This is a genomic window from Achromobacter denitrificans NBRC 15125, from assembly GCF_001571365.1.
Taxonomy (GTDB): Bacteria; Pseudomonadota; Gammaproteobacteria; order Burkholderiales; family Burkholderiaceae_B; genus Achromobacter; species Achromobacter denitrificans.
Genome location: NZ_BCTQ01000026.1, coordinates 63,971 through 88,800, shown reverse-complemented (window position 1 = coordinate 88,800; position 24,830 = coordinate 63,971). Strand labels below are relative to the sequence as shown.

At 68.5% G+C, this 24,830-nt stretch carries 27 protein-coding genes; 6 read left to right on the top strand and 21 right to left on the bottom strand.

Going from position 1 to position 24,830, the window contains the following annotated elements:
* Nucleotides 1–11 precede the first annotated feature (11 nt).
* From prmC to ADE01S_RS20830, 3 genes are all read left to right on the top strand, one after another.
* A complete protein-coding gene (gene prmC / locus ADE01S_RS20840; protein ID WP_062683659.1) occupies nucleotides 12–911 on the top strand; it encodes a peptide chain release factor N(5)-glutamine methyltransferase in 900 nt (299 codons plus the stop codon).
* Nucleotides 912–1,049: 138 nt separating this feature from the next.
* On the top strand, nucleotides 1,050–1,376 hold the full coding sequence (grxD, locus tag ADE01S_RS20835; protein WP_062683658.1) for a Grx4 family monothiol glutaredoxin: 327 nt from the start codon (nucleotides 1,050–1,052) through the stop codon (nucleotides 1,374–1,376).
* Nucleotides 1,377–1,383: 7 nt separating this feature from the next.
* Entirely contained in the window at nucleotides 1,384–1,947 is a 564-nt protein-coding gene (locus tag ADE01S_RS20830) for a UbiX family flavin prenyltransferase (protein ID WP_062683657.1), read from the top strand.
* 58 nt (nucleotides 1,948–2,005) lie between these two features.
* Here ADE01S_RS20830 and ADE01S_RS20825 read toward each other — a convergent pair whose 3' ends face one another.
* Genes ADE01S_RS20825 through ADE01S_RS20810 form a run of 4 tightly spaced genes read right to left on the bottom strand, consistent with a single transcriptional unit; the run spans nucleotide 2,006 to nucleotide 6,119 of the window.
* A complete protein-coding gene (locus ADE01S_RS20825) occupies nucleotides 2,006–2,815 on the bottom strand; it encodes an SDR family NAD(P)-dependent oxidoreductase (RefSeq protein ID WP_062683656.1) in 810 nt (269 codons plus the stop codon).
* Nucleotides 2,812–3,597, bottom strand: a complete 786-nt coding sequence (locus tag ADE01S_RS20820; protein WP_062683655.1) for a citryl-CoA lyase — start codon at nucleotides 3,595–3,597, stop codon at nucleotides 2,812–2,814. The genes ADE01S_RS20825 and ADE01S_RS20820 overlap by 4 nt, the downstream gene beginning before the upstream one ends.
* A complete protein-coding gene (locus ADE01S_RS20815) occupies nucleotides 3,594–5,111 on the bottom strand; it encodes a class I adenylate-forming enzyme family protein (RefSeq protein ID WP_062683654.1) in 1,518 nt (505 codons plus the stop codon). The genes ADE01S_RS20820 and ADE01S_RS20815 overlap by 4 nt, the downstream gene beginning before the upstream one ends.
* Before the next feature lie 27 nt (nucleotides 5,112–5,138).
* Nucleotides 5,139–6,119 (bottom strand): Bug family tripartite tricarboxylate transporter substrate binding protein, encoded by a 981-nt coding sequence (locus tag ADE01S_RS20810; RefSeq protein WP_062683653.1) that lies wholly within the window; start codon nucleotides 6,117–6,119, stop codon nucleotides 5,139–5,141.
* A 103-nt stretch (nucleotides 6,120–6,222) separates the two neighbouring features.
* Here ADE01S_RS20810 and ADE01S_RS20805 point away from each other — a divergent pair, with 103 nt between their 5' ends.
* On the top strand, nucleotides 6,223–6,999 hold the full coding sequence (locus tag ADE01S_RS20805; RefSeq protein ID WP_062683652.1) for an IclR family transcriptional regulator: 777 nt from the start codon (nucleotides 6,223–6,225) through the stop codon (nucleotides 6,997–6,999).
* Here ADE01S_RS20805 and ADE01S_RS20800 read toward each other — a convergent pair.
* From ADE01S_RS20800 to ADE01S_RS20785, 4 genes are all read right to left on the bottom strand, one after another.
* A complete protein-coding gene (locus ADE01S_RS20800; RefSeq protein ID WP_062683651.1) occupies nucleotides 6,996–7,541 on the bottom strand; it encodes a DUF934 domain-containing protein in 546 nt (181 codons plus the stop codon). The genes ADE01S_RS20805 and ADE01S_RS20800 overlap by 4 nt on opposite strands.
* Nucleotides 7,534–9,276, bottom strand: coding sequence for a nitrite/sulfite reductase (locus ADE01S_RS20795; RefSeq protein ID WP_062683650.1), 1,743 nt, complete (start codon nucleotides 9,274–9,276; stop codon nucleotides 7,534–7,536). The genes ADE01S_RS20800 and ADE01S_RS20795 overlap by 8 nt, the downstream gene beginning before the upstream one ends.
* Nucleotides 9,277–9,621: 345 nt before the next feature.
* Nucleotides 9,622–9,813, bottom strand: coding sequence for a DUF2970 domain-containing protein (locus tag ADE01S_RS20790; RefSeq protein WP_062683649.1), 192 nt, complete (start codon nucleotides 9,811–9,813; stop codon nucleotides 9,622–9,624).
* Between the two features lie 76 nt (nucleotides 9,814–9,889).
* Nucleotides 9,890–10,825, bottom strand: a complete 936-nt coding sequence (locus ADE01S_RS20785) for a LysR family transcriptional regulator (RefSeq protein WP_062683648.1) — start codon at nucleotides 10,823–10,825, stop codon at nucleotides 9,890–9,892.
* Between the two features lie 258 nt (nucleotides 10,826–11,083).
* Between ADE01S_RS20785 and ADE01S_RS20780 the strand changes: the two genes are divergently transcribed.
* The gene (locus ADE01S_RS20780) at nucleotides 11,084–12,418 is read left to right on the top strand and encodes a DUF3100 domain-containing protein (RefSeq protein WP_062683647.1); all 1,335 of its coding nucleotides are present in this window, start codon (nucleotides 11,084–11,086) and stop codon (nucleotides 12,416–12,418) included.
* 154 nt (nucleotides 12,419–12,572) lie between these two features.
* Here ADE01S_RS20780 and ADE01S_RS20775 read toward each other — a convergent pair whose 3' ends face one another.
* The 11 genes from ADE01S_RS20775 to ADE01S_RS20725 form a co-directional block, all read right to left on the bottom strand.
* Nucleotides 12,573–13,148, bottom strand: a complete 576-nt coding sequence (locus tag ADE01S_RS20775) for a hypothetical protein (RefSeq protein WP_062683646.1) — start codon at nucleotides 13,146–13,148, stop codon at nucleotides 12,573–12,575.
* A 168-nt stretch (nucleotides 13,149–13,316) separates the two neighbouring features.
* Nucleotides 13,317–13,916 (bottom strand): glutathione S-transferase, encoded by a 600-nt coding sequence (locus ADE01S_RS20770; RefSeq protein ID WP_062683645.1) that lies wholly within the window; start codon nucleotides 13,914–13,916, stop codon nucleotides 13,317–13,319.
* A 24-nt stretch (nucleotides 13,917–13,940) separates the two neighbouring features.
* Complete coding sequence (locus ADE01S_RS20765; RefSeq protein WP_062683644.1) at nucleotides 13,941–15,650, bottom strand: FAD-dependent oxidoreductase; 1,710 nt, start codon at nucleotides 15,648–15,650, stop codon at nucleotides 13,941–13,943.
* Between the two features lie 5 nt (nucleotides 15,651–15,655).
* Complete coding sequence (locus ADE01S_RS20760; protein ID WP_062683643.1) at nucleotides 15,656–16,384, bottom strand: SDR family NAD(P)-dependent oxidoreductase; 729 nt, start codon at nucleotides 16,382–16,384, stop codon at nucleotides 15,656–15,658.
* 9 nt (nucleotides 16,385–16,393) lie between these two features.
* Nucleotides 16,394–17,146 carry an SDR family NAD(P)-dependent oxidoreductase gene (locus ADE01S_RS20755; RefSeq protein ID WP_062683642.1) on the bottom strand — a complete coding sequence of 251 codons (753 nt, stop codon included), beginning with the start codon at nucleotides 17,144–17,146 and terminating at the stop codon, nucleotides 16,394–16,396.
* A 17-nt stretch (nucleotides 17,147–17,163) separates the two neighbouring features.
* Nucleotides 17,164–17,883, bottom strand: a complete 720-nt coding sequence (locus ADE01S_RS20750) for an ABC transporter ATP-binding protein (RefSeq protein ID WP_082775862.1) — start codon at nucleotides 17,881–17,883, stop codon at nucleotides 17,164–17,166.
* Nucleotides 17,876–18,640: an ABC transporter ATP-binding protein gene (locus tag ADE01S_RS20745; RefSeq protein ID WP_062683641.1), complete on the bottom strand. Its 765-nt coding sequence runs from the start codon at nucleotides 18,638–18,640 to the stop codon at nucleotides 17,876–17,878. The genes ADE01S_RS20750 and ADE01S_RS20745 overlap by 8 nt, the downstream gene beginning before the upstream one ends.
* Nucleotides 18,637–19,638 carry a branched-chain amino acid ABC transporter permease gene (locus tag ADE01S_RS20740; protein ID WP_062683640.1) on the bottom strand — a complete coding sequence of 334 codons (1,002 nt, stop codon included), beginning with the start codon at nucleotides 19,636–19,638 and terminating at the stop codon, nucleotides 18,637–18,639. Before ADE01S_RS20740 ends, ADE01S_RS20745 begins: the two co-directional genes overlap by 4 nt.
* Nucleotides 19,635–20,537: a branched-chain amino acid ABC transporter permease gene (locus ADE01S_RS20735; protein WP_062683639.1), complete on the bottom strand. Its 903-nt coding sequence runs from the start codon at nucleotides 20,535–20,537 to the stop codon at nucleotides 19,635–19,637. The genes ADE01S_RS20740 and ADE01S_RS20735 overlap by 4 nt, the downstream gene beginning before the upstream one ends.
* Before the next feature lie 67 nt (nucleotides 20,538–20,604).
* Nucleotides 20,605–21,819 carry an ABC transporter substrate-binding protein gene (locus tag ADE01S_RS20730; RefSeq protein ID WP_062683638.1) on the bottom strand — a complete coding sequence of 405 codons (1,215 nt, stop codon included), beginning with the start codon at nucleotides 21,817–21,819 and terminating at the stop codon, nucleotides 20,605–20,607.
* 78 nt (nucleotides 21,820–21,897) lie between these two features.
* Nucleotides 21,898–22,692 (bottom strand): SDR family NAD(P)-dependent oxidoreductase, encoded by a 795-nt coding sequence (locus ADE01S_RS20725; RefSeq protein WP_062683637.1) that lies wholly within the window; start codon nucleotides 22,690–22,692, stop codon nucleotides 21,898–21,900.
* A gap of 204 nt (nucleotides 22,693–22,896) precedes the next feature.
* Here ADE01S_RS20725 and ADE01S_RS20720 point away from each other — a divergent pair, with 204 nt between their 5' ends.
* Nucleotides 22,897–23,574, top strand: coding sequence for a GntR family transcriptional regulator (locus ADE01S_RS20720; protein WP_062683636.1), 678 nt, complete (start codon nucleotides 22,897–22,899; stop codon nucleotides 23,572–23,574).
* Nucleotides 23,575–23,596: 22 nt separating this feature from the next.
* On the opposite strand, the gene ADE01S_RS20715 is transcribed toward ADE01S_RS20720, so the two are convergent.
* Entirely contained in the window at nucleotides 23,597–24,247 is a 651-nt protein-coding gene (locus ADE01S_RS20715; RefSeq protein WP_062683668.1) for a carbonic anhydrase, read from the bottom strand.
* 165 nt (nucleotides 24,248–24,412) lie between these two features.
* Nucleotides 24,413–24,751 (bottom strand): FxLYD domain-containing protein, encoded by a 339-nt coding sequence (locus ADE01S_RS20710; RefSeq protein ID WP_062683635.1) that lies wholly within the window; start codon nucleotides 24,749–24,751, stop codon nucleotides 24,413–24,415.
* Nucleotides 24,752–24,830 lie beyond the last annotated feature (79 nt).

The window sequence follows — 24,830 nt, the reverse complement described above, 5'->3', positions numbered from 1 at the left end:
GGGCTTGCGCCATGACGCCGCCCCAGCTCAAGACCTTGCTGCTCGACGCGCGCCTGCCCCGGCTGGAAGTGCGCATGCTGCTGGAGCACGTGCTGGGCAAGCCGCGCGCCTGGCTGCTGGCGCATGACACCGACCCGCTGCTGCCCGAGGTGGCCGCCGCCTACGAATCGCTGGCGCAGCGGCGCCTGTCGGGCGAACCCATGGCCTATCTGCTGGGCCATCGCGAGTTCATGGGGCACCGCTTTCGCGTCACGCCCGACGTGCTGATCCCGCGCCCGGATACCGAGGTGCTGGTCGAGACCGCGCTGGAATGCCTGGCGGGCCTGGCCGCGCCCGCAGTGCTGGACCTGGGCACGGGCAGCGGGGCGATCGCGATTTCCATCGCCCTGGCGCGCCGCGATGCGCGGGTGATGGCTTCCGACGTCAGCGCCGCCGCGCTGGCCGTGGCGGCCGCCAACGCCTGGGATCTGGCGGCCTCCGTCCGCCTGGTCGAGGGCAGTTGGTACGAAGCCGTGCCCGCGGGCGAGGGCTTCGACCTGATCGTGTCCAACCCGCCCTATGTGGCCTGCGACGATCCGCACCTGGACCAGGGCGACGTGCGCTTCGAGCCACGCGGCGCGCTGACCGACGGCGCGGGCGGGCTGGAAGACCTGGCCCGCATCGCGCGGGGCGCGGGCCGCCACCTGAAGCGGGGCGGCGCCCTGTGGATGGAGCACGGCTGGGACCAGGCCGAGGCGGTGCGCGACCTGCTGGCGCAAGCCGGGTTCGACGGCGTCCACAGCCGGCGGGACCTGGCCGGCATCGAGCGGATCTCCGGCGGCCGGCTTCCCGGGGGAGCGCCGGGCGCCAGCGAGGGGCCCGCGTCCGTCCCGGGTGTCTGCCCCCCCCCCGGGGACGCCGGCGCAGGCTGAGGGGGCTCCCGCGGGTGTCAGACACCATGTTGAGGGGCCCGCAGGCCGATTCCCGGAGCGCGGCCCGGGGTATCCGGGGCGCTTTTTGCCGCTGTACCTATAATTGGCGTATTCCCTACGCCTGTCCGAGAGACCACCATGAGCGACGTTCAAGAATTCATCCGCGAAACCGTGACCCAGCACCCCGTCGTGCTGTTCATGAAGGGCACCGCCCAGTTCCCGCAATGCGGCTTTTCCGGCAAGGCCATCCAGATCCTGAAGGGCTGTGGCGTGAAGAAGCTGGTCACCGTCAATGTGCTGGAGGACGACGAAGTCCGCCAGGGCATCAAGGAATTCTCCAACTGGCCCACCATCCCGCAGCTGTACGTGGGCGGCGAGTTCATCGGCGGCTCGGACATCATGAACGAGATGAATGACTCCGGCGAACTGAAGACCCTGCTGGAACAATCCGGCGCCATGGCCTGAGCGGTCCATGCGGCGACTGGTCATCGGCATCACGGGCGCCACCGGGGCGCTCTACGCGGTGCGCATGCTGCAAGCGCTGCGCGGCGTGGACGATGTGGAGACGCATCTGGTGGTGTCGGCGTCCGGCGTGCTGAACATCAAGCACGAGCTGGACGTCAGCCGCCATGATGTCTACGCGCTGGCGGATCACGTGCACAGCGTGCGCGACGTGGGCGCCACCCTCGCCAGCGGCGCGTTCCAGACCGCCGGCATGGTGATCGTGCCGTGCTCCATGCGCACGCTGGCGGCCGTGGCGCACGGCCTTTCGGACAACCTGATCACCCGCGCCGCCGACGTAACCCTCAAGGAACGCAGGCGCCTGGTCCTGATGGTGCGCGAAACGCCTTTCAACCTGGCGCACCTGCGCAACATGACGGCCGTGACCGAAATGGGCGGCATCGTGTTTCCGCCGCTGCCGGCGTTCTACCACCGCCCGGCCTCCATCGATGAGATGGTGGACCACACCGTGGCGCGCGTGCTGGAGCTCTTCGATATCGTGGTGCCCGGCCCGCACTGGGAAGGCATGAAGTAGGAGGGGGCAGCGCAAGACCGCGCTCGCAAGAACTCCCGCATCAAACGCGCGAAACCCATCACGCATATTTCCCCGTCAGCCCGCCATCCACGAGCAACTCCGTGCCCGTGATGTAGGACGCCTCGTCCGAGGCCAGGAACGCCACGGCGTTCGCCACTTCCCAAGGCGTGCCCATGCGGCCCATCGGCACCTGCCGGTCGCGCGCCGCGCTGGCGGCCCGGGCATCGGCATCGAACATGCGCGCGACGTTCTTCGCCACGCGCGGCGTGTCGATCAGGCCGGGAATCACCGTGTTCACGCGGATGCGGTCGGCGGCGTATTGCTGTGCGGCCATGCGCGCGAAGTGGATTACGGCCGCCTTGCTCACGCTGTATGCCAGGTGCGGATAACCGGTGTAGCGGATGCCGGCCACGGACGACACGGTCACGATGGCCCCGCCGCCCTGTTCGCGCATGAGCGGCGCCAGCAGCCGCGTGGCGATGAGCAGGCTGGACACGTTCACCTGCTGGATGCGGTCCCAGTCTTCCAGCGAGATGTCCTCCGGGCCGCCCACCTTGCCGATGCCGGCATTCGCCTGCAGCACGTCGATGCGTCCGTAGCGGCGCAGGGCGGCGTCCACCGCGGCCTGCATGGCCGCGGGATCGGCCACGTCCGCCTGCACGGGCAGGGCGCTGCCGCCGGCCTTTTCGACTTCATGAGCCGCGTCCTCGGCGGCTTCCCGTTGGGAGTCCAGCGCGACGATGGCGGCGCCTTGGCGCGCCATCGTCACGCAGCTGGCCTTGCCGATGCTCCAGCCGGCGGCCGAGGAGCCGGCCCCGGCCACCAGCACGACCTTGCCCGCCAGCCGGGGTTCGTGGCCGGCCGTCATGACTGGCCGTCGTCCTGGCGCGACTTGCCCGCGCCCACGTAGGGGATGGCGTGATCGATGGTTTCCCAGATGTAGCGGCCGGACGGGCTTTGCTGTTCTTCCGCCACGTGGGACACCAGGCCGGCCGCGCGCGAGATTACGGCGAAGCCGCGCATCAGGTCGGTGGGCACGCCGATCTCGCTCAGCAGCGCCGCCACGGCGCCGGTGGCGTTGATGGTGATGTGTCTGCCGTAGGTCGCGTCGATCGCCGACGCCAGCAGCCGCAGCGCCTTGATCGAATCGCCCTTCAGCTCCGGCTCGGCTTCGGCCAGCGCCAGCAGCTTGATCGAGCGCGGGTCGTCGGGCTTGTGCAGGTGATGGCCGAAGCCGGGCAGGGCCTGGCGCGATGCGCGGAATTCGCGGGCGATCGCCAGCGCCTCGGCCTCCTCGTCCGTCGCCTGGCGGATGCGGTCCAGCAGGCGCGAGCAGTTTTCCATGGTGCCCACGAACTGGCTGCCCACCGCCATCAGGCCCGAGGCGACCGCGCCCTGCAGGTTCTCCGGCGCGCTCATGTAGATCAGGCGGGTGGCGATGGCGCTGGGCGTCATGCCGTGCTCCATCAGGGTGACGAGCACCGCGTCGACGATGCGCAGGTCGACGGGGCGCGCCTCGCGGCCCAGGATCTGCATGATCATGACTTCGGTGAAGGTCTTCTTGCCGATCAGGTCCTCGACCAGGTCCACGTCGCGGTACGACATGCCGGTGAGGTGATGGGCGCAGAGGCGGGTTTCGGGCGTTTTCATGGTGTTTCCTTCTGAGCCGCGTCGCGCACGGCGTTCTTCAATACCTTGCCCACGCTGGAGCGCGGCAGGCTGTCGTGGATGTGGAATTGCTTGGGCGTGGCGACGGGGCCGAGCAGGCCGCGCACGTGCGCCTTGAGCTCGTCTTCGCCGGCGCTCGCGCCGGGATGGAACTGGACGGCGGCGTGCACGGCCTCGCCCCATTTTTCGTCGGGCAGCCCGAAGACCGAGCATTCGTACACGGCGGGATGCGCGGACAGGGCATTCTCGACGTCCACGGGATAGATGTTGAAGCCGCCGGTGATGATCACGTCGCGCAAGCGGTCCTTCAGGAACAGATAGCCGCGCGCGTCGACCAGCCCCGTGTCGCCAGTGTGCAGCCAGCCGTCCACGATCGTCTCGGCGGTTTTTTCCGGCAGCCGCCAGTAGCCCGACATCACCAGGTCGCCCTGCACGACCACCTCGCCGATCTCGCCGCGGGGCAGCAGCGCGCCGTCCGGGCCCATGATGGCCAGGTCGGACAGCCAGGTGACGCGTCCGACCGCGGCGCGGTTCTCCGGCGCTTCGAGGTCGGCGGGGCGTAGCACGGTGACGATCTGCGGCGCTTCGGTCTGCCCGTAGGTGGTGCCCAGCACCGGGCCGAAGAAGGCGCGCGCCTTGTCGATCTTCTCCACGGGCATGGGGGCGCCGCCGTAGATCAGGTTGCGCAGGCGCGGAAAGTCGGCGCGCGAGACGCCGGGCTGCGCCATGATCATGTAGATCAGCGTGGGCGGCATGAAGCTCAGCGTGCCGCCGCGTTCGCGGAAGGCGGCCGTGATGCTGGCCGGATTGACGGCGTCGAGCAGCAGATGGGCGCCGCCGCGGGCCAGCACCGGCAGCAGATAGGTGCCGGTGCCGTGCGTGATGGGCGCGGCGACGACGTAGCGGTCGTCCTGCGTGAGCTCCCAGCTGGCGATCTGGTTGATGATGCCGGCGTTCCAGGCATGGTAGGGCTGCATCACGCCCTTGGGCAGCCCGGTGGTGCCGCCGGTGAACTTGATGGCCTGGGTGGCGTCGCGCGGCAGGGCATGGCGCCGCGGCGCGGTGCCGGCATGGCGGGCCAGCAGCGCGTCCAGGGCCAGCGGGGCCGAGGCGTCGTCCAGGTGGATGTGCCGCCGGCTCGCCGGCGCCCCGGATTCGGGGGCCAGCGGCGCGCCCGCGCCGTCGACGATGACGATGGACGGCTCCGTGGCGTCCAGGATGCGCCCGATCTCGCGCTCGGTGCTGCGGTAGTTCAGAGGCACCCACACCTTGCCGCTGGCCAGCACGGCCAGCAGCGCCAGGATGTGCCGCGCCGAGTTGCCGGCGCAGATGGCCACGCGCGTCTGCGGCGCGGGGTCCAGGTCTTGCAGCGCCGCGGCCAGCGCGCGCGTGTCGGCGGCCAGCCGCGCGTACGTGACCTGGCCCTCGGGGCCGTCCAGCGCGATCCGGTCGGGATGCTGCTCGGCGGCGCGGAAGAAGAAATCGATCGGGTACACCTGTGCTCCTTTAAGCGTGGACAGGATCTAGTTGGCTTTGAGGTTGGCGTTCTTGACGACTGCGCCCCATTTGTCGATCTCGCTGGCGATCTTCTTGCCGAACGATTCGGGCGAGTTGGGCGGTTGCGGGGCGTAGAAGCCGGATTGCTTGTACGAGGCCTGCAGCGCCGGGCTGGCCAGCGCCTTGTTCAGGGCCTGGTTGAGGCGGTCGATGACCGGTTTGGGGGTGCCCGCGGGCGCCACCAGGCCGAACCAGGATTCCACGTCGAAGCCGGGCAGGCCGGACTCCGCCAGCGTGGGCGTATCGGGAACGGCATCCAGGCGCTGGGGCGAGGTCACGCCGATGGCGCGCAGCTTGCCGGCCTGCACGTGCGGCAGGGAGGAGGGCAGGTTGTCGAACATGGAGTCCACCTGGCCGCCCAGCAGGTCGGCCACGGCCGGGCCGCTGCCGCGGTAGGGCACGTGCAGGATGTCGGTGCCGGTCTGCATCTTGAACAGTTCGCACGACAGGTGGATGGAGGAACCGCTGCCGGACGAGGCGCAGGTCAGCTTGCCAGGATTCTTCTTCGCGTAGGCGATGTATTCCTGCACCGTCTTGACCGGCAGCTTGGGATTGACCACCAGGATGTTCGGAATGGTCGCCAGCAGCCCGACGGGCTCGAACCCCTTCACGAAGTCGTAGTTGAGCTGGCTGTAGAGCGTGCGGTTGATCGTGTTGGCGATCGAGCCCACGTACAGCGTATAGCCGTCCGGCGCCGCGCGCGAGACGATTTCCGCGCCGATGTTGCTATTGGCGCCCGTCTTGTTCTCGACCACGAAGGTCTGGCCCAGTTCTTCCGACAGCGACTTCGCCACCAACCGCGCGACGATGTCGGTGGCGCCGCCGGCGGCATAGCCGACGACCAGCGTCACGGGACGCTCCGGATAGGGTTTGGCCGCCAGGGCAGGGGTCGCGAGGACCGTGGCCAGGGCCGCCGCCCGGGCCCACCGCTTGCTGAAAGTCTTCATTGTTGTCTCCGTCCTGTTTTGTCTAATATTTGGACAGCTCTTCGTCTGCCCGGATTCATATTGGGCTTTGATAGAGCCCTCATCAATGCAACGTGTCCAAAAATTGAACAAGCCTGAATCGGAAGGGGCGGGGCCGCGGGTATTGCGCCGCGGGCTGCGCGTGCTGGGGGTGTTGCGCCAGGCCGGCGCGGCGGGGATGCACGTCGTCGACATCGCCCGCGCGGCGGGCATGCAGCGGTCCACGGTCTATCGCTACCTGGACGTGCTGGTGCAGGAGGGCTACGCGCTGCGCGAATCGGAGGCGCCGCGCTGGCGGGTGGCGGAGCTGGGCGTGATGATGGCCGGCGATCCGCATGCCCAGGCGGTGCGCGGCCTGCGGCCGGTGCTGCGCCAGATCAGCGACGTGAGCGGCGATTCGGCCTTCCTCATCTGCCGGGCGGGGAACGATTCGCTATGCCTGCACCGGGAAGTGGGGAACTACCCCGTGCAGGTGCTGGCGGTGACGGTGGGGCATCGCCAGCCGCTGGGCGTGGGCGCGGCCGGGCTGGCGCTGCTGGCGGCGTTGCCGCCGGACGAAGCCGAGGAAGTGATGGCGCAGAACGAGCAGGCGCTGCGCGCCTACGGAGGCATGACGGTGGCCCAGATGCGCCGCCTGGTGGAGAACACACGGGGGCGCGGCTGGTCCGTGGTGGGCAACGCCGCGGTGCCGGGGGTGCTGGGGGTGGGGGTGGCGCTATGCGATGCCGAAGGCTATCCGCGCCTGGCCGTCAGCGTGTCCAGCCTGATCAGCCGCATGCAGGCGCCGCGCCAGCGCAGCATCGCCGACTTGATCCGGGCGCAGCTGGCGCCCGTTCCCATGTTCTGGCGGGAGCCGGATTAGGCGGCCGCCGGCACCGGCGCGCGGTAGGTTTTCTGGTAGTGCACCGTGAACGTCTTGAAGGCCTCCAGGGCCTTGTGCGGATCATGCCCGGGCTTGACCAGGAAGCTGTCGAAGCCGACGCGCGCCTGGTAGTGGATGGTGTCGATCATCACGTCGCCGACCGCGCGCAGCTCGCCCTGCCAGCCGTAGCGCGTGCGTAGCAGCTGCGCGAGCGAGTAGCCGCGGCCGTCGGTGTAGACCGGGAAGTCCACGGCGATGAAGGCGATGCCGGCGGGATCCAGCGCGCCATCCGCATTGGCCAAGTCGCGCAGGTCGGCGTCGGGCTCCAGCAGGATCGCGACGGGGTGGCGATGGCGGCGCAGCGTGGCGTGCGAGGTCTTCCAGGTGGACAGCGGCACGATCCAGCCCGGCTCGTCGCCGGGTACCTGGCCTTCCGCGGCCACTTCGGGCTCGGGCGTGAAGAGGCGCGACGCGTCGGCTTCCAGCCGGCCCCCGCGGATCAGGTGGGGGCCGGGGGCGTCGTGGGCGTAGATGTCAGGCATGGGCGGGCTCCGCGGTCTGCGTGGGTTTGGCGAAGGCGGGGTCCGAATAGACGTCCTGCTTGAAGGGGTCGATGCCGACGCGGTCCACCACGTCGATGAAGCGCTCTTCCTCGCTGTCGCGCAGGCCCAGGTAGGTGCGGATCAGGCGGTCGACCACGCCGGCGACCTGTTCGCGCGCGAACGAGGGGCCGATGATGCGGCCGATCGCGGCGCCGCCGCCGCGCGTCGATTCGATGTCGGGCAGGGGCTTGGCCGCGCCGTTCTGGCGGCCGCCGATCGTGACCTGGTACCACTCCTCGCCGGCCTTGTCGACGCCCAGGATGCCAATGTGGCCGACGTGGTGATGGCCGCAGGAATTGATGCAGCCCGAGATGTTCAGGTCCAGTTCGCCGATCTCGAACAGGTAGTCGAGGTTGTCGAACTGGCGCTGGATGGCTTCGGCCACGGGAATGGAGACGGCATTGGCCAGCGCGCAGAAGTCTCCGCCCGGACAGGCGATGATGTTGGTCAGCAGGCCGATGTTGGGCGTCGCCAGGTTCAGGCCTTCCAGCGCGGTCCAGAGGTCGTGCAGGCGCGCGCGGCGGACGTCGGCCAGGATCAGGTTCTGCTCGTGCGAGACGCGCAATTCGCCGAAGCCGTAGTTGTCGGCCAGGTCGGCCACCGCGTCCATCTGGTCGGCGGTGACGTCGCCCGGCGGCACGCCGGTGGCCTTGAGCGACACGGTGACGGCGGCGTAGCCCGGCACCTTGTGCGGATGCACGTTAGTGCGCAGCCAGCGGGCGAAGCGCGGGTCGGCGGCGGCCAGCGCGGCGGTATTGTCCGCGTCCTGCGCGGCCGCGGCATCGTACTGCGGCCAGACGAAGCGGGCCTTGATGGTGTCCACGAATTCCTGGGTGATGGTGTCGGGCCCGCCCTTGATGAGCTGCCACTGTTCGTCGACCTGTTGCGCGTAGACTTCCGGCGTCAGGTCCTTCACCAGGATCTTGATGCGCGCCTTGTACTTGTTGTCGCGGCGGCCATGCAGGTTGTAGACCCGCAGCGCGGCCTGCAGATAGGTCAGCAGGTCCTGCCATTCGACGAAGGGGTTGATCAGCTTGCCCACGATGGGCGTGCGGCCCAGGCCGCCGCCCACCCAGACGCGGAAGCCCAGCTTGCCGTCGCGCTCCACCGCCTGCAGGCCGATGTCGTGCACGCCGACCGCGGCGCGGTCCTGCACGGCGCCGCTGACGGCGATCTTGAACTTGCGGGGCAGGAACGCGAATTCGGGATGCAGCGTGGACCACTGGCGGATGATCTCGCACCAGATCAGCGGATCCACGAGCTCGTCCGGCGCGACGCCGGCGAAGTGGTCGGTGGTGGTGTTGCGGATGCAGTTGCCGCTGGTCTGGATGGCGTGCATCTGGACCGTGGCCAGCTCCGCCAGGATGTCCGGCACGTTTTCGAGCTTGGGCCAGTTGAACTGGATGTTCTGGCGGGTGCTGAAATGGCCGTAGCCGCGATCCCACTTGCGCGCGATGTGCGCCAGCGTGCGCAGCTGGCGGGAGGCCAGCATGCCGTACGGGATGGCCACGCGCAGCATCGGCGCATGGCGCTGGATATACAGGCCATTCTGCAACCGCAGAACGCGGAATTCGTCTTCGGTCAGCTGGCCGTCGAGAAAGCGGCGGGTCTGGTCGGCGAACTGCGCCACGCGCTGCTCGACGAGCTGCTGGTCGACGGGGTCATACACGTACATGTCACTGCCCTTGAAGTCTTCTCGGTCTGAAGCCCCTGCGGTCGCTAGGCGCAAAGCGCCAGGGAGGGGATTCATAACCGTAACAGGCAGCCGCCGCGACCGTCTAAGTCATTCTGGTAATAAAGTAATTAGGCCCCCACGCTGCGCTCGCTTGCTGCCCCCAAGGGGGCTGGCCCGCCTTGGGGCGGCCCGGCGGCGGGCCGGCTATTTTTGCGGAGGTTGTTTACAACAAGCGATCTGTTGTGGAAACCGTTGCCTCGCTTTCGGGCGGCTGTTTTTGCGAAGCTTGGCGCCCAGTAGGCGATCTGCCCCTTGAGCGCACGCCCGGCATCTACTGCCTCTGTTTTACAACGCGGCGTTCACGGCCCAGCGGGCGACCAAAACCAGGATGACGACCAGGCAAAGCGCCATCAGCAGGCCGGTCAGGATGAGCGGAGCCGGTTTGTTGTTGGCGATGTCGGCATCGTAGCCCTTGCCGCGGCGTACGCCGAAGAATCCCCACAGCACGGATTTGACCGTGCGCAAGAAACCGAGCATGTTTATTCTCCTGGCGTCGTGGCGGATGCGGGCACTGTAGGCCGCGGCTTGTCGGGAAAACAGATGCAGATTCGCCTTACTCGACCGTATCAGCGGTCGGGGCGGCGGGGGCGCCGATGCCGCGCACGATGTGGTCCAGCAGTTCGCGCGCGGCGGGCGAGATGTGCCGGCCGGCGCGGCTCAGGACCTGCAGGCTGCCCTGGTTGAGGATGGGGTTGGCCAGCGGCAGGCTGGCCAGGCGCTGGGCGCGCATGTCGGCCGTCACCGCGATGGGCGGCGTCAGCGCGTAGCCGATGCCGGCGGCGGCGAATTGCCACAGCGCCTTGAAGGAGGACGTGGTCAGCACGTTGCGCAGCCGCACCTGTTCGCTGATTTCGGCGGCCTGGATGTGCTGGCGGACCCCGAAGCCTTCCTGCATCGAGGCGCCGGGATAGTCGGCGAGGTCGGTCAGCAGCAGGGGGCGGCGCAGGCGGGTCAGCGGGTGGTCCTGGCGCACGATGGCCCGGATCGGTTCGGGCCGCGCGTAGTGGGTGCGCAGGCGGGCGTCGTTGGGCGGCTGGAACACCAACCCTATGTAAGCGCGGTCGTCGACGATGCGCTGCACGATCTCGGAGGTGCGGGCCACGTCGATGTCCAGCGTGACCTCGGGATGGCTGCGCCAATAGCCGGGCAGCACCTGGTCGAACATCATCTCGACGAAGCCTTCGCCCAGCACCAGGTCGATGTGGCCGCGTTCGGCGTTGCGCAGGCTGTCGATCTCGGAGAAGAAGCTCTCCTGGATGTTCTGCTGGCGTTTGACGTAGCGGGCCAGGATATGGCCCGCGTCGGTGGGGACCACACCGCGCCCGCGGCGCTCGAACAGGGCCATGCCGCAATCGCGTTCCAGGGCCGCGATGGCCCGGCTGACGGCCGAGGGGTCCATGTCCAGCACTTCGGCGGCGCCGCGCACGGAGCCGCGGCTCATGACCTGCATGAAGTAATGGGTGCGTCGGGCGTCCAGTTTTTCGTCCATGGCGGGGGTTCCGTGACGGGACTGCGGCGGGAGATCCACAGGCGATTACTAGGGTTTACCCTTAATCGTGGCCGGATCGTGCAAAATTTTCCCTGGAAGGGCATTTGCGTTGCATTTTACGCAACGCTAATGCGCCTGTCCTGTCATGGTTTGCACGTCGGCCCCCCGGCGAAAATCGGCCCTTCCGCGTTCGCCGCCGGCCTTTCCGGCCCGCGGGCAGCCGCCAAGACGACTATTCACGTTCATCAGGGGAATCCGATGTCTCACGCCAGCGCCAGTCTGGCCCTGCCTTCCATGCCGTTGTCCGGCCGCATCCGCATGCTTGCCGCCATTCTGCTGGTGGTGGTCATTTCCGAAGCGATCGGCAGCGTCACCTTCACGGTGGGCCCGGGCAAGATCATCCTGCAGCCGATGCTGTGGGCCATCTTCATCGGCGCGGTCGTGGCGGCCTTCGGCCAGCGCCTGCCCGCCGGCGCCGGCATCGACACCGCGATGCAGACCCGCATCAGCGGCTATCTGCAGTATGCGCTGCTGCCGTTCCTGGCCAAGCTGGGCCTGATGGTGGGCGGCGCCCTGCCGCAAGTGCGCGAAGCCGGCTGGGCCCTGGTGTTCCAGGAGTTCGGCCACTTCTTCGGCACGATGGCCATCGGCCTGCCGCTGGCGCTGCTCCTGGGCATCAAGCGCGAAGCCATCGGCGCCACGTTCTCGGTGGGCCGCGAACCCAGCCTCGCCATCATCGGCGAGCGCTACGGCATGAACTCGCCGGAAGGCCGGGGCGTGATGGCCGAGTACATCACCGGTACCGTGATCGGCGCGCTGTTCGTGGCGCTGATGGCCGGTTTCATCACCAGCCTCAACATCTTCGATCCGCGTTCGCTCGCCATGGGCGCAGGCGTGGGGTCGGGCAGCATGATGGCCGCGGGCGTGGGCGCGATCGCGTCGCAGCAGACGCCCGAGGTCGCGCACCAGGTGGCCGCGCTGGCCGCCGCCGCCAACCTGCTGACCACGGTGGTCGGCGTGTACTTCACCCTGTTCATTTCGCTGCCGACCACTATCTTTCTGTACGGCAAGCTGGAACCCGTGCTGGGCCGCTACTCGCGCGGCAAGGCCGAAGCGGCCGTCGAGGAGAGCGTGTCCGAGGACGTGCCGGCCCACAGCGCCAAGATGGGCTTCGGCGACCGCCTGACCGCCTATGTCGTGTGCGGCCTGTTCGCCCTGGTGGGCAACCGCCTGGGCTATGGCGTGTCGTTCGCCGATGCCTTGCCGGGCATGGGCATCATTATCCTGCTGGTCGTCATCACCGACCTGGTGCTGCGCGTGGTGCCCAAGCTGCCGGCCGTGTTCGTGCTGTCGCTGATCGCCATGACGGCGGGCTGCCCCGGCGTGCTGCCGTATTCGGACCAGATCATCGCAATGGTCGGCAAGGTGAACTTCCTGCCGTTCACGACCGTGATCCTGGCCATGGCTGGCCTGTCGATCCTGAAGGACCTGCCGGCTTTCCGCAAGCTGGGCTGGAAGATCGTGGTGGTGTCGCTGGCGGCCAATGCCGGCACCTTCCTGGGCGCGACGATGATCGCCGAGTTCTTCCATTAAGCATCGCGCGAGCCTGAAAAAAGCCCCTGCGAGGACTGCCCCCGAACGTTGGACATAGCGCCAACGTTCGGGGGCTTTTTTTCGCTGACGTGCGGAAGCACTGTTCTTTCCCGATGGGCCGGGCGGGGACAGGTGTCGCGCCCGCCGGCAGCGTTCAGGGCGCGAAGCCCGGCCGGTAGCGCGCGTTGTCGGTGGCGTTCTCGGTCGCCCCGATGTTGGCGACCTTGGGAATGGCTGTGCCGGCAGCCTTGACGGCCGCGGCGGCCTGCCATTCCTGCACCTGCGGATTGCCCATGGCGAGCCGGTAGGGTTGCAGCGGCGCGAGCCCTTCTATCGTGCCCCAGTCGTTCGGGTTGCCGGCGCCTGGCGCGGCGGCGCCCGGCTGCGCCGCGTAGTCAGCGATGGCGCGGCGCATGCGCGTGTCGGCGTACTGGTCGCGCAAGGCGTCCAGGTCCGGCGCGGGCGTGGCGATCCGCGTGCTTGCGCCGGTGGCATCGCGGGAGACAGGCGGGGCGGAAACGCCGGCGGCGAGGGCCGGCGGGACATGGCCGGCGCGGGCCAGGCGCTGGGCTTCCCAGGCGGCCGGCGTGCCGCGCGCGGCTTGTCGGGCCGCTGCGCTGCGGGCAGCCCATTGCGTTTCCCAGGCGGGGCGGGTTTCGTCCAGCATCGGGATGCGCGCCGGGTAGGGCGCGGCGACGCGGGCAATGGCGGAGATCGCGGCAACGTTCATGCGGGGCTCCCTGTCGTGTTCGACCCGTGGGAGGGCCGGTCCAGCGGGGTGACAGGTTCACTGTAACAGGAAAGGCCGCGGCGGCGGCCCGGCCGGGCCGCCGCCGGGCGCCCGCCAACGAAAAGCCCCGGCCGCGGCCGAGGCTTGTTGGCCTTGAGGCTGTCGCGCTCAGGGCTTGGTGGCCTGCATCGACGGGCGCTGGCTGAAGGTTTCGTACCAGGCCGCGGTGGCCGGGTGGGCCGAGCGCCAGTCCAACTCGGGGAAGCGGAAATCCAGGTAGCCGAGGGCGCAGCCGATGGTGATGGTGCCGATGTCCAGGCGGCCGTCCAGCGCGGCCGCATTCTTCTCGATCAGGGCCAGGCCGTCGCGGACCTTGCCCAGCTGGCCCTGGACCCAATCGTTCCAGCGCAGCCCTTCGGGGCGCAGCACGGCTTCGTAGCGGGCCAGCAGGGCCGCGCCCAGCATGCCGTCGGCCATCGATTGTTCGGTCAGCACCTGCCAGCGCGTCTTGCCGGCGGGGAACAGGGAGCCGCCGCCCAGGTCGTTCAGGTACTCGCAGACCACGCGGCTGTCGAACAGGGCCTGGCCGTCGTCGGTGATGAAGGTGGGCACCTGGCCCAGCGGGTTGCTGGGGATGATGGTCTGGTCGCGCGCCACGGGGCCGGCGGCGCTGGGCAGCTTTTCGATGCGCTCGGCCAGGCCGAGCTCATGCGCGATGACCATGCATTTGCGGACGAAGGGCGAGGCGGGCGAGTAGAAGATTTTCATGAGGATCCTTGTCGGTGGAAAGCGTCAGTGTTGAGCATGGGCCAGGTGTTGTCCAGCCACCCACCCGAAAGTGAGGGCCGGGCCCAGCGTGATGCCGGGGGCGGGGTAGGCGCCGCCCATGACGGACTGCATGTCGTTGCCGGCCACGTACAGGCCCGGAATGGGCTGGCCGCCGGCGTCCAGGGCCTGGGCGTTCGCGTTGGCCGCGATGCCGCAGGCGGTGCCGATATCGCCCGCGTACACCTTGACCGCGTAGTAGCGGCCCTCGTCCGCGAGCGGGGCCAGGCAGGGATTGGGCTGGTGGTCCGGATCGCCCAGGTAGCGGTTGTAGGCCGTGCCGCCCTTGCCGAAGTCGGGGTCCTGGCCTTGCGCCGCGTGGGCGTTGTAGCGGCGCACCGTGGCCTGCAGGGCCTCCGCCGGCACGCCGAGCCGGGCGGCAAGCGCGGCCAGCGTGGGCGCCTGGATCAGGTAGCCCTGGTCGATCAGGTGCTGGCGCGGCCGGCCGCCGGGCAGGGCCAGGCCCAACCCCCAGGTATCGATGAAGCGCTGGTCGCAGACCAGGAAGGCGGGAATGGTGGGCACGGTCTCGTGGCTGCGGTACATGGCCTGCACGAACTCATGGTAGGACGTCGACTCGTTGACGAAGCGCTCGCCGGCGCCGTTCACGGCGATGAGACCGGGCTTGGCGCGGTCCCATACGAGGTGCGGATAGCGCAGGCGCCGGCCGCCTGGAGACTCCAGGATGGACACCGGCGCCCAGAAGGCCGGGCTGGCATAGCCCGTGCCCAGCGCGGCGCCCGCCTGCTCCGACAGGCGGATGCCGTCGCCCGTATTGTCCTGGGGCGACATGGACCAATCCCCGGTGGGCTGAGGATAGGCGCGGGCGCGCCGTTCCGCGTCCCACGGAAAGCCGCCGGTGGCCATTACCACGCCGCGCCGCGCGCGGATATTGAGCGTCTTGCCGGCATACGCGACGGTGGCGCCCAGGACGCGGCCGGAGGCGTCCCGGACCAGGCGCTGGACGGGCGTATCCAGCCAGTATTCGACGCCGCGCGTCAGCAGGCCATGGAAGAGCTGGGCGGCCAGGGCGTTGCCCAGCAGCAGGCGGGTGCCGCGGTGATAGCCGCGCGCGCGGTCGGCTGCAAGGCGCAGCACCAGCTTCATGCCATGGCGCCACGCGGTGAAGGAGCGGGTGGCGCGCAGCAGGTGCCGCACGTCGGTGATGTTGACCATCATGCCGCCCAGCACGGTGAACTCTTTCAAGGGGTCGCGCAGGTCGCGGAAGCGGCGGCCCAGCTTGCGGCCGTCGAATTCCACCGGATCCAGCGAGCGCCCACCCATCGCGGCGCCGGGGCGGTCCGGGTAGTAGTCGGGCGAGGCGGTGCGCGCGGCCACCTGCAACAGGCCGCGCGAACTCAGGTAGTCCATCATGCGCGGGCCGGCTTCCAGATAGGCGCGCTTCATGTCGTCGGACGCCGCGTCGCCCACGGTCTGCGCGAGGTAGGTCCAGACCCGGTCGAAACTGTCGGGGTGGCCGGCGGCCTCGGTCTGCGCGTTCAGGGGGATCCATAGCGCGCCGCCCGAGATGGCCGTCGAGCCCCCGACGCGGCCGGTTTTTTCCACCAGCAGGACGTCCAGTCCTTCTTCATGCGCGGTCAGCGCCGCCGTCATGCCGCCCGCGCCCGCGCCGACGACCAGCGCGTCGACTTCCCTGTCCCATTCGATGCTGTCCATCCGGCCTACGCTCCCGATCCGCCCAACGATTTGCCGCCGTCCACGAAGATGACCTGGCCGGTAATGAAGTCCATGTGCGGCGCGGCCAGGAAGGACACGGCATTGGCGACGTCGCCCGGCTGGCCGGCGCGGCCGGTGGGCTGCAGGGCCAGCTGCGCGGCCAGGCGCTCGGGCGTCAGGTTGCGCAGCAGCGGCGTGTCGATGAGCCCGGGGGCGACGGCGTTGACCAGGATGCCGCGCGGGGCCAGTTCCATGGCGCTGGCGCGCGTATAGCCCACCAGCGCGGCCTTCGAGGCGACATAGTGGGGATGGTTGCGCGCGCCCAGATAGGCGCGCGACGCGATGTTCACGATCTTGGCGCCGGGGGCCATGCCGAGCGCGGCTTCCTGTGTCAGCGTCGCCACCGCCAGCAGGTTGATCTCGAAGGCGCGGCGGTAATCGTCGCTGTCGACGTCGAAGAACTTGCGTTCGTCGAAGACGCCGGCGTTGTTGACCAGCGCGCTGAGCGGCGTGAACTCGCGGACCAGCGCGCGCGTAGCGCCCTCGTCCGTCAGGTCGACCACGCGGTGCGCGACGTCCAACCCCTGTTCGCGGAGCCGGCGGGATTCGCGTTCCGCGAGTTCCGCGTTGCGGTCCGCCATTACGACGCGAAAGCCGTCGAGCGCGAGGCGCTCGACGATCGCCAGCCCCATGCCGCTCGCCCCGCCCGTAACCAATGCCGTGCCCAGATTCATGCTCTCTCCTTATACGGCCAGGTAGCCGCCGTCGACGGGCAGCACCACGCCATTGACGTAGCTGGCCATGTCCGAGGCCAGGAACAGCACGGGTCCGACGATTTCGTCGGCCCGGCCAGCGCGCGCCATGGGCGCCCGCTGCATGTACCAGTCCGTGCCGTGGGCCTGCGCGCGCTGGCCGGCGGTCATTTCGGTTTCCATCAGGCCGGGCGCCACCGCGTTCACGCGCACGCCATGCGGCGCCAGGTCGCGCGCCAGCACCTCCGTGAACGAGCGCACGCCGCCCTTGGACACCACGTAGCCCGCGGTGGAGATGCTGCAGCCGTAGGCCACGATGGAGCACAGGTTGACGATGGCGCCCCGGCTCGCCTTGAGCTGTTCGACGAAGGCGTGGGTGACGTTGAAGGTGCCCTGCAGGTTCACCCGCATGAGGCGGTCCCAGATTTCGGGCGTGCGCGGGTCGTCGAACGGCGCGCGCGCCGAGATGCCGGCGTTGTTGACGAGGACGTCCAGGCCGCCGTGGCGGACCGCGCATTCGGCGGCAAAGGCCCGCACTGCGTCCGCGTCGGTCACGTCCAGCACGGCATCCCAGGCCTGGCCGCCCGCGTCGCGGATCGCCTGGGCGGAGGCGGCCGCCAGCGTGCCGTCCACGTCGGCGACGATGACCCGCGCGCCCTGCCGGGCGAAGCCCTGGGCGATGGTGGCGCCCAGGCCGCGTCCGGCACCCGTGACGAGGACCCGTTTTCCTTGCATTGCAATCATGGCGTTTCCTTGCGGCGCTACGCGCCGAGATAGGCGCGCTGCACGCCTTCGTCGCTGGCGAGCGCGGAGGATGCTCCCTCCAGCGCGATTTCGCCGTTTTCCAGGATGTAGGCGTAGCTGGACACGGACAGCGCCAGCTTCACGTTCTGCTCCACCAGCAGGATCGTGATGCCTTGCTCGCGGTTCAGGCGCAGCACGATGTCGAAAATCTGTTCCACCACCAGCGGCGACAAGCCCATCGAAGGTTCGTCCAGCAGGATCATCCGCGGACGGGCCATCATGGCGCGGCCGGTCGCCAACATCTGCTGTTCGCCGCCCGAGAGCGTGGCGGCGCGCTGTTCGTAGCGTTCGCGCAGGCGGGGAAAGATGTCGCAGACCATGTCCAGGTCCTGCTTGACGGCGGCCCGGTCGCGGCGCAGATAGGCGCCCATCTCCAGGTTTTCGCGCACGCTCATTTCGCGGAAGATCTCGCGGCCTTCCGGCACCTGCACGATGCCGCGGCCCACGACCGCGTCGGCCGGCAGGCGGTGGATGGGTTCGCCGTCGAAGCGCACGCTGCCGGCGGTGGCGCCGACGAGGCGCGAGACGACGTTGAGCGTGGTGGACTTGCCCGCGCCGTTGGCGCCCAGCAGCGCGACGATGGCTCCTTGCGGAACCTTGAGCGACACGTCCTGCAGGGCGCGGATATTGCCGTAGGCGGCCGATACGGCATCGACCTCAAGCAGAATGTCAGCCACCGGCGGCCCCCTTGCCCAGATAGGCTTCGATCACGCGGGGATTGCTGCGCACCTCCGCGGGCGTGCCTTCGGCGATCTTTTCGCCGAAGGACATGACGGTGATGCGGTCGGAGATCGACATCACCAGCTGCATGACGTGCTCCACCAGCAGCACCGTGATGCCGTCGCGTTCGCACAGTTCGGTCAGCAGGCGGTCCAGTGTTTCGATTTCGCGATTGCGCAGGCCGGCCGCGGGCTCGTCCAGCAGCAACAGCTTGGGCGAGATGGCCAGGGCGCGCGCCAGCTCCAGCATCTTCTGGCGGCCGAAGTCCAGGCTGCACGCGGGCACGTCCAGGAAGTCGGCCAGGCCCACGCGTTCGAGCAGATGCTCCACGCGCTCGCGCGCTTCGGCCGCCGCCGGCCGCAATAGCCTGCCCGTGGCGCGGGCGCCGTGCGCATAGGTGCCGAGCAAGGCGTTTTCGCGCACGCTGAGCGCCCCGAACAGTTCCAGGTTCTGGAAGGTGCGCGCCACGCCCAGGGCCGCCATTTCGTGCGGCTGCATGGCCGTGATGTCGGCGCCGTCGAAGCGGATGCTGCCGCTGCTCGGGCGGTAATAGCGCGAGATGCAGTTGAAGGTGGTGGACTTGCCGGCGCCGTTGGGGCCGATCAGCGCATGGATGCGGCCCCGCTCCACTTGCATGGACAGGCCATTGATGGCGGTCAGGCCGCCGAATTTCACGGTCAGGCCCTGCACGTCCAGGTAGGGATGGGCGCTCATGCCGCGCTCCTTTGCGTCGGTTTGGCGGCGCCCGCGGCCTTTCGCGGCGACAGGGACGGCGCGGCGGGAGGCGGGGCGCGGCGGCGCGCTGCGCGGCCGGCGAACAGGCCCTTGGGGGCGAACATCATGAAGCCCATCAGGATGAAGCCGTAGATGATTTCCTGGAACGAGAGGGCCTGGCGCAGGAGTTCGGAGATCAGGCCGAAGACGATTGCGCCGGCGATGGCGCCGCGCACCGAGCCGATCCCGCCCACGACCACCATCGTCAGGATCAGGATGGTGGTCTGGAACCCCAGGCTCTCGGGATGGATGAACGACGCGAAGGTCGTATACATGCCGCCCGCGATGCCGGCATAGGCGGCCGAAATGGTGAAGGCGGTGCGCTTGACGGCATTGACGTTCACGCCCATGGCCTGCGCCGCCACCTCGCTTTCGCGCACGGCCCGGAAGGCCGAGCCGAGTTGCGAGCGGGACAGCGCGATGGTGGCCGCCAGCAGCAGCGCGGTAATCAGCACGACGAAGGGGTAGGCTTTCAGGTCCGAGGCCAGTTCATAGCCGAACAGCGTGGCCGGCGAGATCCGGAAACCGTTCGAGCCGTTGGTGACCGATTGCCAGTTGAGGAACACCCACTGCATGGCCTCGCCGAAGGCGAAGGTCGACAACGCGAGGTAGATGTCGCGCATGCGCAGCGCCAGCGCGCCGATCAGGTAGCCCAGCGCCGCCGCCAGCAGGCCGCCCGCGACGATGGAGAGGAAGAACGGCGGATGCCACAGATTGTTGATGAGGCCGGCGGTGTAGATGCCCACGCCGTAGAACGCGGCGTGCGACAGCGCGAACTGGCCGGTCTCGCCGATGACCACGTGCAGGCCCAGCGCCAGCACCACGAACACCATCAGCAGGTTGACGACATAGATGACGTAGCCGCTGGCCGTGAAGGGCAGGGCGACGAGCAGGGCGGCCATCAGCGCGAGAAGAATGCGGTCGATCTTGTTGCTCATACTTTCTTCACCTGCAGTTTTCCGCCCAGCAGGCCCTGGGGACGCAGCAGCAGCACCACCATGATGGCGACGAACGGCGCGACCACGATGGCGTTGGTCGAGATGAACAGCCCCACCAGGTTCTCGGCCACGCCGATCACGAAGCCGCCTACCACTGCGCCGGGCAGGCTGGTGATGCCGCCCACGATCGCGGCGGCGTAGGCCAGGATGGCGATGTGGCCGATGTCCGGGGTGATGAGGATCTTGGGCGTGATGAGCAGGGCGGCCACCGCCGAGATCAGGCCGGACAGCGCCCACACCATCATGCGGATGCGCGCCAGGTTCACGCCCACCAGGCGCGCCGCCTTGGGGTTCATGCCGACGGCGCGCATCGCGCGGCCGACGCGGGTATAGGTGAACATGAAGAAGAGCAGCAGCATGACGCCCACCGCCACGGCGAAGATCACCATGTCCAGCTGGGTCAGCACCGCGTCGCCGATGATGACGGCGTCGGTGGGCGCCAGCGGCGGCAGCGAGCGCGGCGTGTCGCCCAGGCCCGTCTGCCGGACCATGCCTTTCAACGCGTAGGCCAGGCCCAGCGTGGCGATCACCATCTGCACGCCCACGCCCCTGGAGGCGATGACGCGTTCCATCACGACGCGCTGGAACAGGCCCGACACGAGGGCGACGGCGGCCAGCGTGACCGGGATCACCGCCAGGTAGGGCCAGCCCATCACCAGCGTGAGGAACAGCGCGATGTAGCCGCCCACCATGAAGATTTCGCCCTGGGCGAAGTTGGGCACGTCGGTGGTCTTGAAGATGATCACGACGGCGACCGCCAGCAACGCATACACGCTGCCCGTCACCAGTCCCGACAGCACCCCCTGCTGCAGGAACAACCAGATATCGGCAAAGCTCATGATGGTCTCCGGCCCCCCGCGCGGCGCTGCGCCGCCGCGCGGGCTAGGCCTGTTTCTGGCCGCGGGCCTAGGGCTGGTACTGCCAGGTGCTCTTGAACGCGCCGGGAACGAGCGACATATTGCTGCCGTCGAACTTGATGTAGATGGCGGCTTCCTGCGCGGCGCGGTCGCCCGGGCCGAACTCGATGGGGCCGGCCATGACCTCGGAGTCGAACTTCATCGTCTCCAGCGCCTGCAACACCTTCTCGCGCGTGGGCTGCGGGCCGGCGGCCTTGAGCGCGTTCACCACCGCCATCGCTGGCGGCAGGCCGTAGGGCATGTACGACTGGGGATGACCGGGCTTGGCGGCCAGGTCGGGGTAGGACTGCTTGTACATGTCGTACACCCAGGTGAGCTTGGGCCCGCCGGGCAGGTCGGACAGCACGTCCTGGATGTAGACGTTCTTGAACGCGTCTTTGTTGCCCACGTTCTCCACCAGCTGCTTCAGGTCGGCCGTGCCGTTCACCGCCAGCACGATGGGCTTGTTCCAGCCCAGTTCCTGCGCCTTCTTGATGATGAGCGCGGCGGGGCGGGCATAGGTGGTCAGCAGCAGCACGTCCGGGTTGGCGGCGCGGATCTTCAGCATCGGCGCGGTGACGTCGGTGATATTCGGGTTCACCGATTGCACCTGCAGGACCGGATCGCCCAGTTGCTTGGCCTGCGATTGCGCGGCCTCCAGGTTCCAGCCGCCGTAGGCGTCGTCATGGTTGATGTAGCCGATCTTCTTGGCTTTCAGGTGTTCCGACGCGAACTGCACCATCGAGCCGCCCACCGCGTGCTGCGAGATCGAGAAGGCGCCGTAGATGTACTTGGAGGGGGGGTAGAGCGCGCCGTCGCCGGAGGCATTGAGCATGACGAGCGGCACTTTCTCGCGCTCGACGTATTCGCGCGAGGCGACCACGGCGGCCGAGCAGGACCCGCCGTTCAGCAGGAACACCTTGTCCTGCTCGTTCAGCTTCTTCACGGCGGCGACCAGGTCGTTGGCGTTGCAGCGGTCGTCCTCGATGACCAGCTCGATCTGCCGGCCGTTCACGCCGCCTTCCTTGTTGACCTTGGCGTACCACATCTTGGCGGCGTTCACGACGTCGAAGCCATAGGCCATGCCGCTGCCGGACAGCGGTGCGAACATGCCGATCCTGATGGTCTTGTCGGTGACGCCGGGCTCCTGCTGCGCTTGCGCGCCTGTCGACAGGGCCCACGCGCATAGCGCGGCAGCCGTCGCGTAGCGACTACGTTGATTCATGCTTTGTCTCCCGTTTCTGGATGCGCGCCTGTGCCGGCGCGGCGCTTTGCTGCGGTGGCGGCAGGCCGCCGGAAATCCCTACTGCATGCGGTAGCCGCCGTTGACGTCGATGACGCTGCCGGTGATATATCCGGCTTCTTCGGAGGCCAGGAAGCGCACGGCGGCGGCCACGTCGTCCACGGTGCCGATGCGGCCGAGCGGAATGGCCTGCGCGGCCGCGGCGAGGGCGCCGCTGCTGGTGACGGTGCTGCGCAGCATGTCGGTGTCGATCAGGCCAGGCGCGATGCCGTTGACGGTGACGCCCAGGTGCGCGGATTCGCGCGCCATGGCCTTGGTCAGGCCCAGCACGGCGGACTTGGCCGAGATGTACGAGGCGCTGGACCGATACCCGCCCAGCTGCGCCGCCACCGAGGTGAAGGTGACGATGCGGCCGTGCGCGAGCGGCGCGGTTTCGCGCCGGCGCAGGTAGGCGCGTCCGCACAGGAAAACGCCGCGGGCGTTGACGGCGAAGCTGCGTTCCCAGATATCCAGCGTGGTGTCCTTGATCAGCGGGCGTTCGCCATCGGGCTGGAACAGCAGCAGGCCGGCGGCGCTGACCAGCACCGCGATGGGGCCGTGCCGCGTTTCGATCTCGTCGAAGGCGCGTTCGACCGAGGTTTCGTCGCTGACGTCGAAGGCATGGGCTGCGTGGGGCGGGCCGAGTTCCTCGGCGACACGGCCGGCGCGGCCGGCGTCCAGGTCGGACACCACGACGCGAAAGCCCGCGAGCGCCAGTTCCCGGCAGACCTTGGCGCCGATGCCGCCGCCGCCTCCAGTGACGAGGGCCAGGCGGGAAAGCGCGCCGGACCCGGCGGGCGTGGATACATTGGACATGCTGTCTCCTCGATGGCGTGCCGCAAGCCTTGGGGATGGCATGGCCGCTCTCGATAATTTTTTGCGATTATGTATACATGGATGGGTGCCAGGTATAGGGGCTTACCCTGAAGATCGTTTGATCTAGGGCAATCGCACTGGGGAGAACGCGAATGTAGAATCCCGAGCGCTGGCGCAAGTATTCTTCATGTATACAATAAGGGTATGGATACGCTATCTCAACACGTTACCGATACGCTGCGGGACTGGGTGCTGCATGGCAAGTTCAGCCCCGGCGCGCGCCTGGAAGAAATCCCGCTGGCCGAGAAGCTCGGCGTATCGCGCACGCCGGTGCGCGCCGCGTTGGCGACGCTGGGCAATGAGGGCCTGCTGGAACACCTGCCCAAGCGCGGGTATACCGTGCGCGCCTATGACATCGGGGAGATCGTGGCGGCCTACGAGGTGCGGGCGGCGCTGGAAGGGCTGGCCTGCCGGCAGGCCGCCTTGCGCGGCCTGTCGCATGACGCGGTGGCGGTGCTGAAGAATTGCCTGGACGACGGCGACCGGATCCTGGCCAAGGGCGAGCTGCTGCCCGAGGACCACCTGCCGTACCAGAAGGTGAACATCACGCTGCACAACGGCATCCTGGAAGCCGCGGGCAATCCGTGGGTGCGGCGGTTCGCCACCCAGGCGCAGGCGATCCCCTACGCGTCGGACCGGATCATCCTGTGGGAGGACCACGGGATCATTCTGCGTTCGCACGACGATCACCATCGCATCGTCAGCGCGATCATCGCCCGGGACGGCGCCCGCGCCGAGGACCTGATGCGCGAGCATGTCTACTATGCCGGCATCATCCTGAAGAACAACTACGAGCGGCTGGCGCAGGCCTACCGGGTGTAGGGCCGCGCCGGCCGGGCCGCGGCTAGCCGACGATGCCGGTTTCCAGGCAAGGGTTGAAGTCGCCGGTCTTGGGGTCGCGCAGGAACAGCACGCCGGTGGCCACGCCGAAGTAGGTGCCGTGCAGTTCCAGGTCGCCGTTTTCCACGCGCTGGCGGATGGCCGGGAACGTCATCAGGTTGTTCAGGCTGTGTTCCACCGTGGCCAGTTCGAGGCGCTTCAGATTGGCCTGGCGGTCGCCGGTGGCGGGGCCCAGCCGTTCGGCCACGGGCTCGATCTGCGACATCCATTTGCCGATGAAATCGCCCTTGGACAGCGGCTTGGCGTCGTCGAAGAAGGAACGGATGCCGCCGCAGGAGGCGTGGCCCAGCACGACGATGTGCTTGACGTTCAGGCCGTTGACGGCGAATTCGATGGCGGCGCTGGTGCCGTGGTAAGAGGATTCGGAGTCGGGGTCACAGGGCGGCACCAGGTTCGCGACGTTGCGGATCACGAACATTTCGCCGGGGCCGGCATCGAAGATGACTTCGGGCGAGACGCGGGAGTCGCAGCATCCGATGATCAGGATTTCCGGGCTCTGTCCAAGTTCGGCCAGCTTCTGGTATCGGCTGCTTTCCGAGTGGAAGCGGCCCTGTAGGAATGATTGGTAGCCTTCGGTGAGTCTTTTTGGAAACATGATCTTTTCTTCCTCGTAGTGCCGACGCACGCAACAAGGGGCTTCGTTTGGAAGCCCCTTTTCATCGAGTCGACATACCGGATTTTCCCATACTTGCCCTGGCGTCCCCCCCGCTAAACCCTGACGGAATGAGGGTTTTTTCTCCTGGCGGGGCCATCGGCGGGCCTAGCGCGCGCTGACGTCCTGCGCGGTGACGCGGGTGAATTGCAGGGGCGTGACGGCCCTGACCTGCTTGATCTGCCCGGGCGCCAGGGGGCCGGGCACGTCGTCGCGCACCCGGCCGATTTCCTTACCATGCTCGTCGTACAGCACGAAGGTCAGCAGGACGCCGGTGATGGGGCGGGCGGACTGGTTGGCCAGCAGTCCGGTGATGGCCGAGAGGTTCTGGTTGACGTCGCGCACCGCCTGGACGTTGCCCAGGGTGACGCCATAGACGGGTTCCTGCGCGTAGGCGGCGCAGGACAGGCCGGCCAGCAGGGCGCAAGCGGCGAGGGCGGATTTCATGGCGGTCTCCGGTGAAGCCGGCGCGACGGGCGGCAGACCCGCCTATCTCACACCTTTCCGGGGCAGGACACAACAGGTC